Source organism: Pseudonocardia sp. P1 (genome assembly GCF_000178675.2).
Lineage (GTDB): Bacteria > Actinomycetota > Actinomycetes > Mycobacteriales > Pseudonocardiaceae > Pseudonocardia.
On the sequence record NZ_ADUJ02000002.1, the window covers coordinates 272,233 to 284,656 of the forward strand.

The 12,424-nt window shown below is 69.7% G+C and carries 11 protein-coding genes and 1 pseudogene; 7 read left to right on the top strand and 5 right to left on the bottom strand.

The window, feature by feature from the left end:
- Positions 1-48: 48 nt before the first annotated feature.
- The 6 genes and pseudogenes from PP1_RS30725 to PP1_RS30750 all read left to right on the top strand — a co-directional run.
- A pseudogene (locus PP1_RS30725) lies at positions 49-1,599 on the top strand (IS1634 family transposase); the annotation flags it as partial.
- Positions 1,600-1,842: 243 nt separating this feature from the next.
- The gene (locus tag PP1_RS30730) at positions 1,843-3,192 is read left to right on the top strand and encodes a cytochrome P450 (protein ID WP_010234812.1); all 1,350 of its coding nucleotides are present in this window, start codon (positions 1,843-1,845) and stop codon (positions 3,190-3,192) included.
- 46 nt (positions 3,193-3,238) lie between these two features.
- Positions 3,239-3,430 (top strand): ferredoxin, encoded by a 192-nt coding sequence (locus PP1_RS30735; protein ID WP_010234809.1) that lies wholly within the window; start codon positions 3,239-3,241, stop codon positions 3,428-3,430.
- 89 nt (positions 3,431-3,519) lie between these two features.
- Positions 3,520-4,086, top strand: a complete 567-nt coding sequence (locus PP1_RS30740; protein WP_010234806.1) for a TetR/AcrR family transcriptional regulator — start codon at positions 3,520-3,522, stop codon at positions 4,084-4,086.
- A gap of 76 nt (positions 4,087-4,162) precedes the next feature.
- Positions 4,163-5,056, top strand: coding sequence for a rhodanese-like domain-containing protein (locus tag PP1_RS30745; protein ID WP_010234803.1), 894 nt, complete (start codon positions 4,163-4,165; stop codon positions 5,054-5,056).
- Between the two features lie 130 nt (positions 5,057-5,186).
- The gene (locus PP1_RS30750) at positions 5,187-5,525 is read left to right on the top strand and encodes a rhodanese-like domain-containing protein (RefSeq protein WP_010234800.1); all 339 of its coding nucleotides are present in this window, start codon (positions 5,187-5,189) and stop codon (positions 5,523-5,525) included.
- A 441-nt stretch (positions 5,526-5,966) separates the two neighbouring features.
- Here PP1_RS30750 and PP1_RS30755 read toward each other — a convergent pair whose 3' ends face one another.
- On the bottom strand, positions 5,967-6,680 hold the full coding sequence (locus tag PP1_RS30755; protein WP_337819697.1) for a cytochrome c oxidase assembly protein: 714 nt from the start codon (positions 6,678-6,680) through the stop codon (positions 5,967-5,969).
- Between the two features lie 124 nt (positions 6,681-6,804).
- Positions 6,805-7,302, bottom strand: a complete 498-nt coding sequence (locus PP1_RS30760; RefSeq protein ID WP_033200041.1) for a DUF2243 domain-containing protein — start codon at positions 7,300-7,302, stop codon at positions 6,805-6,807.
- 577 nt (positions 7,303-7,879) lie between these two features.
- Here PP1_RS30760 and PP1_RS30770 point away from each other — a divergent pair.
- Positions 7,880-8,080 (top strand): hypothetical protein, encoded by a 201-nt coding sequence (locus PP1_RS30770; protein WP_075315372.1) that lies wholly within the window; start codon positions 7,880-7,882, stop codon positions 8,078-8,080.
- A 302-nt stretch (positions 8,081-8,382) separates the two neighbouring features.
- Here the strand turns inward: PP1_RS30770 and PP1_RS30775 are convergent, their stop codons facing one another.
- The 3 genes from PP1_RS30775 to PP1_RS30785 form a co-directional block, all read right to left on the bottom strand.
- The gene (locus PP1_RS30775; RefSeq protein ID WP_010234789.1) at positions 8,383-8,655 is read right to left on the bottom strand and encodes a chorismate mutase; all 273 of its coding nucleotides are present in this window, start codon (positions 8,653-8,655) and stop codon (positions 8,383-8,385) included.
- 280 nt (positions 8,656-8,935) lie between these two features.
- On the bottom strand, positions 8,936-9,829 hold the full coding sequence (locus tag PP1_RS30780; protein ID WP_010234786.1) for a tyrosine-type recombinase/integrase: 894 nt from the start codon (positions 9,827-9,829) through the stop codon (positions 8,936-8,938).
- Between the two features lie 119 nt (positions 9,830-9,948).
- On the bottom strand, positions 9,949-12,423 hold the full coding sequence (locus tag PP1_RS30785) for a hypothetical protein (protein ID WP_202796421.1): 2,475 nt from the start codon (positions 12,421-12,423) through the stop codon (positions 9,949-9,951).
- Position 12,424 lies beyond the last annotated feature (1 nt).

A 12,424-nucleotide genomic window follows, 5' to 3' on the forward strand; every position in this document is an offset into this window, starting at 1 on the left:
AGCCTACCCAGCCATATCCGCCCGATTTTCGGCGAGTACTACGGCGACCCCCGCCCGCTGGGCGGGGTGTGGCTGCTCGACGGGCTGTGGCATCGGCTGGGGATCGACACGCTGCTGCGCCGCCTCGCCGCCGGGACCTCCGGCAGATCAGGGGGGAGATCACGGCGGGATCCGGTCGTGGAGCGGGTGCTGTTCGCGCTGGTCGCGAACCGGGCGTTGGCGCCGTCCTCGAAGCTGGCCGCTACCGGCTGGGTCGCCCATGACGTGCACGTTCCCGGTCTGGACACGGTGTCCGACGATGCCTGCTACCGGGCCATGGACTGGCTGATCGCGGTGGAGGACCGGCTCGCGCGAGGAGTGTTCGACGCGGTCGCCGACCTGCTCAACCTGGAAGTGGACCTGATCTTCTTCGACACCACCAGCACCTACTTCGAGACCGAGGACGCCGACGCCCCAGTCTGGCGCGACCAGCATGGCCGCCCCGTCGAGCAGGACGCCGGGCAGGACGCCGGGCAGGACGCCGAACGGGCAGATGGCGGTGAGCGCGCTGAGCCGCCGCCGGGAGCGGCGGGACAGGCCGGGTTCCGCACCCACGGCAAGTCGAAGGACTCCCGTGACGACCTGCCCCAGGTCGTGGTCGGCATGGCCGTCACCCGGGACGGGATCCCGGTGCGGGTGTGGTGCTGGCCGGGCAACACGTCCGACTCGCCGCTGATCCGCCAGGTCAAGGACGACATGCGGGACTGGACGCTGGGGAAGGTCATCTGGGTGGCCGACCGCGGGTTCACCTCCAAGGAGAACCGGCGTCACCTGTCCGCCGGCGGTGGGGGCTACATCCTCGGTGAGAAGTTACGCTCCGGCTCGGCGGAGGCGACCGCCGCGATGGCCCGGCAAGGCCGCTACCAGGAGGTGAACGCGAACCTGCGGGTCAAGGAAGTCAAGATCTCCGAGACCGAGCGGTTCGTGATCTGCCGCAACCCCGACGCCGCCGACCGGGACGCCGCGGTCCGTGCCCGGCTCGTCGACCGCCTGGAAGCGATGATCGCCGGCTCGGACCGGCTCTCACCGTCGAAGCGTGCCGAGCTGCGCGGGGTGATCTCCACCAAGCCCGGGCTGAACCGGTTCCTGCGCGTCACACCGGGCGGGCTACTACGCATAGATGCCGCCAAGATCGCCGCCGACGCGAAGCTGGATGGCAAGTACCTGCTGCGCACCAGCGACCCGCACCTCACGACGGAGGACATCGCGCTGGGCTACAAGCAGCTGTTGGAGGTCGAGCGCGGCTGGCGCGACATGAAACAGGTCCTCGACCTGCGCCCGGTCTATCACCGGCTCGAGGACCGCATCCGCGCCCACGTCCTGCTCTGCTGGCTCGCGCTGCTGCTGGCCCGCATCGTCGAGACCCGCGCGCACACAAGCTGGCCCCGCGCCCGCACCGAGCTGCAGCGCCTGCACGTCGGCACCTTCACCGGCCCGGCCGGGATGTTCCGCCAGACCAGCCAGCCCAGCACCGAGGCCCGCCGGCTATACACCGTCCTCGACCTCGCGCTGCCACCGCGGATCCTGCACCTCGACCCCGAGCAGCCCGCAACGCGCTGACCAGGCACAACACCTACGCCTAGTGACACGACATGTCACCAGGCCGACACCTGTTTGCCCAGCTCAGACCCCACATTCGGGCACTTTCACCCGGCCGACAGCTGCGGAACCCCGGGTAGGCGCTCGCGTTGCCGGGCCAGGAACTCGGAGGACACCCGCCGAGTATGTCGACACCCGCGCGCCTGAGCCAACAGACTTGACAGAAAAAGAGAAATGCCCAAACTGTTGGGCGGTCCCGGTCACATGCGATGTGACGCTCACCGTCGAGAGGGCCGCGTCGATGACCACCACCACACGCGCAACGCCAGCGGCCACCCCGACCGCCCGTACGACGCGGCCGATCTGTCGTCGAAGGCGTTCTGGAGCCAGACCCCGCAGCAGCGGGAGGACACCTTCGCCCAGCTGCGGGCTGAGCGGCCGGTGAGCTGGCACCCGCCGTTCGAGGACCAGCTGATCGACGACCCCGGCGACCACGGCTTCTGGGCGATCGTCGGCTACGACGACCTGGTCGAGGTCACCAAGCGGCACGAGGATTTCCTGTCCGGGCACGGCATCCTGCTCGAGAGCCTCCCGCCGGAGCTGATCGAGAACGCCCAGTCGATCATCGCCATGGACCCGCCGCGACACACCAAGATGCGCCGGCTCGTGGCCTCGGCGTTCACCCCGAAGCAGATGCGCCGGATCCAGGACCGCATCGAGGCCAACGCGAAACTGGTCGTCGATCACCTGATCAAGCAGGCCGCCGCGAGCGCCGACGGTGTGGTCGACTTCGCCACCGAGTGCGCGGCCCTGCTCCCGATGCACAACATCAGCGACATCGTCGGCGTGCCGAACGGCCAACGGCAGCGGGCCGCCGAGGAAGCCGCGGTCGGCACCGGGTGGAACGATCCCGAGCTGGTGGGACACACCAAGCAGGAGGTGCTCACCCGGCTGTTCCAGGCCCAGGTGTCGCTGCACGAGATCGCCTCGAACCTGGCCGGCGAGCGCCGCGAGAACCCGACCGACGACCTCACCACCGCCCTCGCGCTCGCCGAGATCGACGGGGAGCGGCTCACCGACGCCGAGATCGGGTCGTTCTTCGTCCTGCTCACGATCGCGGGCAACGACACCACCCGCCAGTCCACCGCCCACGGGCTCAAGGCCCTGACCGATCACCCCGAACAGCGCGCGTGGCTCCTGGAGGACCTGCCCGAGCGGATCGGACCGGCGGCCGAGGAGCTCGTCCGCTGGGCGACACCGATCATGACCTTCCGCCGTACCGCCGCCCGTGACCTGGAGTTCCGCGGTCAGCAGATCACCGCCGGCGACAAGGTCGTGCTGTTCTACTCCTCGGCCAACCGCGCCGACGCCAGCATCGAACGGGCCACGAGCTGGACCTGGCCCGTCACCTCAACCTGCACATCAGCTTCGGCGGCGGCGGCGCGGGATCCACCACTGCCTGGGCAACCAGCTCGCCCGCTTCCAGCTCCGCGCCCTGTTCACCGAGCTGCTCACACGCGCCCCGCGCATCGAGTCGATCGGCGAGCCCGAGCTGATCCCCGGCAACTTCTTCAACCAGGTCAAGCGCGGCCCTGCCGGCTCAACCTCGACTGACTGCCCGCGCGTACATCGACCACCACGACCGAACGGAAGAACAGTGATGCGTATCCATCTCGACGTCGACGCGTGCACCGGTCACGGCGTCTGCGAGGCCCTCGCCGAGGACATCTTCGAGGTCAACGACGACGGCTACGTCGACCTCCTCGACGCCACCCCGAGCGAGCACCGCCGCGAGGCCGTCCAAGAGGCCGTCGCCCAGTGCCCGACCCGGGCCCTGCGCCTCACCGACTGACCGACGTGCCAGGAAACGGTAGCCCGCCGAACGAGCCGGGACCAGCGCCCCCGCACACCAGGACCCAGCGGGCGTCACGCCGAGGCTATGTGGAGGCGGGCCTGGAGATCCTGGTCGCCGACGGCCCGCCCGGTCTCACGATCGCCGCTCTGTGCGCTTCTCTCGGCACGACGAGCGGATCCTTCTATCACCACTTCGGCAACCTGCACGGCTACACCCAGGCCGTGGTCCGGCACTGGGAGACCCGGCACGCCGACCAGATGCGGTCCCTCGGCCAGTCGGACGGGACAGCGAGCACCAGAATGCTGCGCCACCGCGGCGCGATACTCGCGCTCGACCACCCCATCGACGCCGTCATGCGGTCCTGGGCCGCGAGCGACCCCATCGTGGCAGCAGCCCAGCAACGAGTGGACGAACTATGGCACTCCGCCCTGTTCGCTCTGCTCCATGACCTTATCGGAGAGGCCGGCACCGCCCGACGACTCGCCGTGTTCGGTCGCTCGGTGGTCATCGGCTACCAGCTGGTCACCAGTACCCGCCACCACGGTGAACTCGACGCGCTCCTGGCCGACTTCGAACAGACCGTCCGCGATCACTACCGCACCGAACCCGCCGACCTCACGATCTCCAAGGAGACTCCATGCCGCGAACCCTGATCCTGGGCGCCTCGGTGGGCGGGATCCGCACCGCGCAGGCACTGCGGGCCTCCGGGGGCTGCCCGAGGGTACCCGGGTGTGGCCCACCCACGGTTTCGGCAGTTTCTGCGCCAGTAGTGCGGCCTCCCAGGATAGGTCCACCCTCGGTGAGCAGAAGCTGGTCAACCCGGTGTTGACGCTGGGGCGTGACCAGTTCGTGGCCCGTACGGTGGCCGGGCTCGGGCCGTACCCGGCGTACTACGCGCACATGGGCGTGATCAACCAGTCCGGACCATCCGGACCGGATCTGCGGCCCCCGGCCGCAGCGACCCCCGAGGAGCTTGCCGAGCGCCTGAGCCGCGGTGACTGGGTGGTCGACCTGCGCTCGCGCACCGCCTACGTCGAGTCCCACCTGGTCGGCACCGTGAGCCTGGGGCTGGACGGGCCGATGAGTACCTATCTCGGGTGGATGATCGAATGGGGAACCCCGATCACACTGGTCGGGGACAGCCGCGAGCAGGTAGCCGAGGAACAACGCGAGCTGGCGCGCATCGGTATCGACCGCATCAGCGCGGCTGCGGTCGGCACACCCATCGAGCTGGTCACCGACCCGCACACCGAGCTGGCGACCCTACCCCGCGCCACGTTCGCCGACCTCGCCACGGCCATGAACCGTCCCGACGACAGTCGGGGCGCCGGCGACATGGTGTCCGAGGACCAGAAACTACCGCCACCGAAGGTGGTCCTGGATGTTCGGCTCACCAGTGAGTGGAACAGCTGCCACATCCAGGGCGCGGTGCACATTCCCCTGCCCGAGCTGCCGTCGCGTCTGGATGAGGTCCCCGACGGTGCGGTGTGGGCCCACTGCGGAAGCGGCTACAGGGCGACCGCGGCGGCATCGATGCTGGCCGGGCGCGGTCGCACAGCCGTGGTCGTCGATGATCTGTTCGCCAACACCGAGGACGCCGGGCTGCCGCTGCGCACAGCCTGAGCCCCGGCACCGCGACAGCCGGCGGCCGCGTCCTACGCACCCGGCGACCACCTCGCCTCGTGACCGCGGATCAGGCAGCGACCCGGTGGCCTGTCCCACCCAAGACACCGGGACCCGATCAGGAGTTGTCATGACCGAATCAGCCGACACCGTGGACCCGGTCGAGGCCGAGCGCCTGGCCTATGCGGACGTAGTGGTCCTTCTGGACGTCCGTGAGAACGACGAGTGGCAGGCTGGTCACGCGCTGCGCGCACGGCACATGCCGCTCGACCAGCTCGACCCGCGCCAGTACCGCATCTACCCCCGAGTGATCACCGTGTGCCGATCCGGCAGGCGCTCGCCGATCGCCGCCGGACAGCTGCGCGAGGCTGGCGTGGCAGCCCGCAACATGGCCGGTGGGATGGAGGCCTGGGCCAACGCCGGTCGACCCGTGATCCGCGACGACGATACCCCGCGCACGGTCAACTGACGCTGATGACCGCCGCGGCGGTCGCGATCGGCCTGATCGTCGGTTTCACCATCGGCGGCCTCGGTGATGGCGCTAACTGAATCTCCCCACTGTTGCTAGACCAACTTCCCCAGGTTGAGCGGGGTCCCGGCGTGGCGTCGGGACCGAGACGGGGCTTGCCGCTGAGCTGCAGGTGAGTGGTCGCCGGCGGAGTGGTGGGAGGCCAGTCCCAAGCTGTCAGTCTCCAGATCTATCCGAGGATCTGGAGGGTCGTCGGCCCGGCCACCGTCCTTCGGGCCGGCGTCGCGGCAGACCACAGTTGTCCGGCCACCGCAGGCGGTGATGCCCGGCACGCGCAACCACCTTCCGCTCGCGCCGCGGGTCGCCGCGTGGGGTGGCCGTTCACCGAGTTGTTCTCGTCTCGACTAGCGATGACACGGAAGGCTACAAGAGGGTGCGCTCTCATCCGGCGTGCGACTTGCTAAATCCGGTGTAAGGTTCCAGCGGCGTTGCTCTTGGTTCCGGTCTGCCTTTCAGGAGCCAGCTCCAGCACGTCAGCGAAATCAGTGCGATCTCGACCGGCGCACCCGCGTAGTACATCAGCTCAGCTCCTGAACGTGCTTGCTCGGCGGGTACGCCCTCTGGCGGGTAGCCATAAAGCGTCTTGGCGAGAATGTTGTGCGCGGCAATCGCTAGTACTAGCGCTAACGCCCGCCACGGCGGCGAGAATCGGTGCGGCGCTGGGTCAGGGCCACCCAGAACAGCAAAAGTAAACAGGTAACCAGCGATCAGGACGTGCGCGTGAACCAGAACGTGGACCCATGTAGCGGAGTGCATGGTGGAATATATACCGGTCCGGTACAGGACCCACAGACCGCCGATATTGAGGGCACCCGCCACAAACGGATTCGTCAATACCGCCAAGGGGTTAGACGACAGCAACTTTCCGAGCGGGCGGGCCGCGTGCACGGGCAATACCCGGAGAGCCAGTGTGACCGGGGCTGCCAATACCAGGAGCAGTGGTCCCAGCATACCCAACAGAACGTGTCCAAGCATGTGGACGGTGAAATCAAGGTGAGCTCGTTCAGCCAACGGTCCGATTAGTGCGACACCCACCTGTACACAGCAGGCCGGCCGCCCACGACCCGGTGCGGGCGATTGACCAAGAAGTTCCACGCCTGCGTAAGAGCACCGTCGCCGCGACGTAGGCCAGTAAAACCACTACGAGGAGCAGCGCCGTCCCCCATTGTCCTGGAGTGAGCCAGGTGGCTTCGTTGACGTGGTTTTCGTGGTCCACGAGTCAGCTCACGGTGGACGCGTCGCGTTCGGTGGAGCGATCCGAGCGTCTCGCGGTAACGACCCAGAGCGCAATCCCCGCGAACAGAAGGACTACTGCGATTACATTCCATGTCACATCGTAGGGCACCAGGTTCACTCCGTAGCGGATCTGGTGTAGGCCCATCACCTTATGCTGAACCAATCCGTCGTAAAGCTGGAAGAACCCTGCCCCGGTCAGCCACCCGGCGGTGAAAGCCAGGCCCCAGAAAGCACGATCGCGGCGCAAGCCGACGACCATCAGCAGCGACGCGACAGTGGCGAACCAACTGAACGCATGGAAGAGTCCGTCGGAAACTAGGCCAACGTCGCTGGTCGACAGGTCATAGAAGTGATGCCAATGCAGAAGTTGGTGAAAAACTACTTCGTCAACGAAAGCGACTGTGCCCAGACCAAGCAAGATGCCCGCGACCAGACTACGGCCATGACGTGTGCGCGGTGTTCCTGACAGTGATGCGGACATGACTCCCCAGAGCGGTCGGTCTCTACAAGTCGTTCACGCGTCTACCTCACATGTCTTCGCCCAAACTTCAGGGAAGGCGTGACCGCGGTAGCGGGCGCAGCGGCGGTCATTCGGTCGAGGGCGGCGACGAGGTTGAGGATGTCCTCGGTGACATCGATCGGGGAGCGGCCGGCGGCGCTGTCGGCGAGGGGGGAGCAAGCCGCTCGCGAGGGTGACAACGAAGGCCGACCTCGTCATCGGGGCCGGTGCGCCGGGATGGACACCGTCGGCCACGATCCCGGTCACGACGGCGCACACGGCTTTGTGCATCATATCCACCCGAGCTCGCGACGCGGCCAGGACGGCGGCGGCGCACCACGACCCCGGTGGCGTTCTCCAGGATCTGGTCGTTGGTCAGTCGGACCACTGCGAACTTCGCCGAGGACCACGGGCCGCGCAACCCGGCGTGGGCCATGATCAAGCGCAGCACGCCGAGCACCACCCCCTGGCCGAGGTGCATCGCCACGTTTACCGCCTGCGGCCAACTCCTCCCGCCCGCCGTCGCCACTGCCGGGACCGGGGTGAGACGATCGTCGTCGTGGCCACCACCTTCGCCGACCTCGAAGCCAGAGTGCGCGGACTTGAATCCCGCGCGCAGCGGACCGAGGAGGATGTCACCGCGATCGTGACCACGGTGATCGAGACCCGCGAGGACGTGCGGTGGCTCAAACGCGCCGTACAGGCGCTGCTCGACCAGGCCGGAATCACGCTCGAGCCAGACGAGCACGAAGACGGCTGACCACAGGGGGCGAGGCAACCGCCCCCGGCAGGGGGGACCCGCCGCGTGAAGCCCTGGGCAGGTTCGCAGCCGGCGGTTAGCTGTCCCGGCGCCCGGTCGTCGCGGTGGACTGGCCGGCGGCGTAGAAGGTGGATACGGCGTAGCTGGGGTGGCGATCCAGGTTGTGCCGGGATCGGACTGGCGACGTCAGATATTGGAACTGTCTGAATGGCTCGATCTCTACGTCCCGCAACCGGATCGGTCAACGGGGCGGACGTCATCGTCGTGCGTGCAGTTGGTGCCGGGGCAGCACCAAGCGGTTCTCAGCCGCGCTGGTGTTCGTTGAGCTCGAGCTGGATGAACGCGTCGATCATGGCGCTCCAGGTTGCGTCTACAACCTCGGGCGCCAGCTGTTCCGCTCGCGCACGTTCGTGTAGCCGGGTCATAAGCGCCTGGCGACGATCGGACGCGCGGACGGCTTCCTCGTCACGCTTGTAGCTGGCCGCCTCGCGCACGTAGCGCTGACGACGGGCCAGCAGCGTGACCATCTCGTCGTCGATCCGGTCGATCGCCATGCGAACCTCGTCGAGAGACATCCGAGTGATCATGCCAGCGGCTCTCGCCCCGTTCCAGGCGCGGGCGTTGCTGCGGTCTGCCAAGGTGACGCAGTGACGATCGCCGAGCTGCTCGCCTTGGCCGGGGTCGTGCTGCTGGGTGCGATGGCACCGGGCCCGGACTTCGCCGTGGTACTGCCGCGGTCGCCGCGGACCCCGCTGCGTGCCGACGTCACCCGACAGCGCACACCGGCGGGCTCGAATGCGGTGGTCAGGCGCCACGCTCCTCGGGCACAGGCGCCCGCGGTCTGCTGCAGTCTGCTCAGTGCGGCGAGGTGGTGTCGTCGGCGAGGTAGGCGGTGACGGCGTAGGTGGCGTGCCGGTCGAGGTTGTAGCGGGCTCGGTCGTATCTTCTGGTCGTGCGTGGGTCAGAGTGGCCGGCCCCGTCTTGCACGTCGCGCAGCGACACGCCGGCGTCCAGTGCCGCGGTGACGAAGGCGTGGCGCAGGGTGTGCGGGTTGATCCGGTCGGCCTGTGGGAGTTCGGCGTAGCGGGCCAGGCGCCGGATCAGTCGCCACGCGGCGGGCTCGTCGAGGCGTCGCCCGGTGCGGGTGATGAAGATCGGGCCGGTGGGGCGGCCGTCGAGGTAGGTCGCGATGGCGTGGGCCACCGGCGCCGACAGGGGCACGGTGGCGCCGCGGCCGCCTTTGCGGCGCAGCCGCAGCACCTGGTGGCCGCGTTCGGTGTCGAGGTGTTCCACGTCGCGGGAGAGTGCCTCGTTGATGCGCAGCCCGTTGTGGGCCAGCAGCAGCATCAGTGCGTGCGAGCGGGTGCCGTCGGCGGCCGCGGCGGCGAGCAGGCGGCGCAGCTCGTCGCGATCCAGGCCGGTGGTCTGCGAGTCGTCGCCGACGCGCGGGCGCTCCACCCTGGTCAGCGGGGAACCGGGCAGGTAGCCCTCGGCGGCGGCGTAGTCGTAGAGCCCGGCCAGCGCGGACAGCTTACGAGCCACGGTTGCGGGCGCGGCCGGGCGCCCGGTGCGCGGCTGGGGTGTGGCGAGGGCGGCGATGTAGCCGTCGATGTGCACGCGGCGCACCTCGAGCAGGTCGAGCCCGTGCTGGGCACACCAGGTGTGGAAGTCGCGGATGTCGCGGGTGTAGGCGCGCCGGGTGTTGGCCGACCGGCAGGAGAGCAGGAACGCCGCCACCAGCTGGAACACTCGATCGTCGCCCTGCTGGTCCGGTGAGGGTGGTGCTGGACCGGGTCTGGCCACGAGTGCCGTGCTCGGGTCGGTCTGGTCAGGGGGGCCGGGGAACGGCCTGTCCGGTGAGGGTGGCATTAGCGTTGTTCACCGGATGCGTGGTCGCTGTCGCCCGTGGTCCGGGGGTGCAGCTCGGTGGTGGCTGCCCGGCGGCTGACCTGGGCGGCGTAGGCTGTCCAGTCTCCGGCCGAGGCGCGTTGCCAGGCGACCGCGACGTTGATGTGGATGCCCAGCATGCGGGCCAGCAACGCGGCGGGCAGGTCGGTGGCCAGCCCGAACAGGGCGGTGGAGCGGGCTTGGCCGGGGCGCAGTCCGAGGGTTCGTAGTCGCTTGCGCAGCTGGGGGGCGCTGATCGGGCGGCCGGGGTGCCCGCCGGGGAACAGCCACCGTGATGTGCCGGGGTCGCCGAGGGCGGCGTGGCCGCGGCGGGTCGCGACGAGCTGGCGGACGAGCTCGGCCAGCGGCTCGGGTAGCACGACGGGTTCGTGGCCCAGCCGGATCCGCACGTCGTGGTCGGTGATGTCGAGGTGCTCGAGGGTCAGGCGGCTGATCGCGGCGGGCCACTGGGCGTAGAGCAGGATCAGCAGGCCGGCGACGCGGTCCTCGGGTGTGAGAGTGTCGTCGTGGAGCAGGCGGCGGGCGTGGTCCCAGCGGGCCTCGGTGTCGAGGACCCGGGTGGGGCCGGGCCACCGGATCGCGGCCATGTCGAGGCTGGTGAGTTTCTCGCGACGGGCCCAGCGCACGAAGCCTCCTGCTTCGCGGCGGTGGGTGGCGTCGTCGCTTGCCAGCCAGGTCTCGATGTCGCCTTGGCCGGCGGTGGCCAGGGTGAGGTCGTGTTCGGCGAGCCAGGTCAGCAACGCGATGGCGGCCCGGACGTGGCGGCGGACCGTGACGGCTTGGCCGGGCGAGGTGTGCCCGGACCCGACGCGTCGACGTAGGCGGCGCAGCAGGTGCCAGACCGCGTAGCGGTGCAGCAGGTGCTGCTCGTCGGGATCGGCTCGTTCGGCGATCGTGGTCGTGATCCAGCGCTCGAGGCGGGCAATCTGTTCGTCGCGGCCGGGCAGCGTCCCGGTGCTGACCAGCACCGCGCGCAGGTACTCGACCGCCTTTCCGGCCGGGAGCTGATCCAGGCTGGTGTGGGTGAGCGGCTGCCCGGAGTCCAGACCGCGGCCCAGAGCACGCAGGAGCGCGGGGCCTGCGCTGGCGTCCAGCCAGTCCTTGACCGTGGCGGGCCGGTCGGTGCCGGCGAGGGCGTGGTAGAGGGCGCGCAGCTCGGGGCGGATCGTGCCGGTGTGGTCACCGAGCAGGTCCCGCAGCCGCTGCTCGACGACGCAGCGGGCGCAGTAGCCGAGCTGGATCCGCCCGGGCTGCCCGCATCCCGGGCAGGCGCGCCAGAACTCGGGGTCCGGGCGGGTGCAGCTCGAGCACAGTGGGGCGTCGATGGTCCCGCCCCGAACGGGCTGGTCCTTGCCGCAGCCGGTGCAGCGGGCCCAGCGCTTCTTGCAGGCTCGACACCACGGCTGACCAGTGGTCGTCGAGATCGCGCACGGTCCGTGCCGTCCGCAGAGTGTGCAGGTCGCGCTCGTCCAGGGTCGGCACGTATCGCAGAACGGGCCTTCGGGCGTGCGGACGGCGACCCGACGCTGGCGGTGGCAGCTGATGCAGGCCTCGTGGTTGGCCGGTTCCGCGGCCACGCAGTTGGCGCACAACGGCGCAGCATGCTCATCACGGGCGCCGGGCTCGCGGACCGCGCCGCACCGCGAGCAGGGTTGGGCGCGGGACGTGGCCACGCAGTTGCGGCACAGCCACTGCCCGCCGATCCGGCGGTGCAGGCTGATGACCCGCTCGCAGCGCGGGCAGGCCGGACGGGTGATCGTCTGTGCGCCCGCGGTGCAGAGCGCGTCGATCAACCGCAGCACGCTCGGGACGGGCGCCTGCGCCCCGTCGCCGGTCAGCAGCCCGGGCGTGTCCTCGATAGTCCAGGCCAGCCGCCGCAGCCCGGCGGGAGTGCCACACACCCGGCCGGCCGTGGCGGTGAGGGTCTCCGGGCTCAGCGACGGCTCCAGAGTGGCGACCACCTCGGTGAGCACGGCCAGCGGGTCGCGCCCGTCGCGATCCGGGCACTGCTTGCAGCGCGGCCGTCGGTGCCGGTCCAGGCTGTTGATCTGCTGCTCGCGTCCACAGCCCGCGCACTGCCGTTTCGGCAGGCGCCCGCACCCCGCGCACACCCAGTTCTCGCCGCGGCGAGTCAGCGCCTGCAGCGCCTTGCCGCACTCGGCGCAAACCGGCGCGGCGATGGTCCGCGCGCCGGCCGTGCGCAGGGCCAGCAGCAGGTCACCGACCACCTGCGGGGCCGGGGAACGGCCCTCGACCAGCACTTCGGGCCGGTCGGCCAGCGCCCGGGCGAGCCGGCGCTGTTTGGCCCGGCCCCCGGCCACGGCGCCGACCACGTCGGTGATCACCGCCCGGCCCAGCGCCGGCTCCCGGGCAGCGACCAGGTCCACGACCATCCCGAGCGGGTCGGCGAGGACCTCGGGCGCTGGAAGACTCACC

Coding starts and splice junctions, on each gene's coding strand:
- PP1_RS30730 (WP_010234812.1), top strand. CDS start 1,843: ATGCGATGTGACGCTCACCGTCGAGAGGGCCGCGTCGATGACCACCAC.
- PP1_RS30735 (WP_010234809.1), top strand. CDS start 3,239: ATGCGTATCCATCTCGACGTCGACGCGTGCACCGGTCACGGCGTCTGC.
- PP1_RS30750 (WP_010234800.1), top strand. CDS start 5,187: ATGACCGAATCAGCCGACACCGTGGACCCGGTCGAGGCCGAGCGCCTG.
- PP1_RS30760 (WP_033200041.1), bottom strand. CDS start 7,302: ATGTCCGCATCACTGTCAGGAACACCGCGCACACGTCATGGCCGTAGT.
- PP1_RS30775 (WP_010234789.1), bottom strand. CDS start 8,655: ATGTCTCTCGACGAGGTTCGCATGGCGATCGACCGGATCGACGACGAG.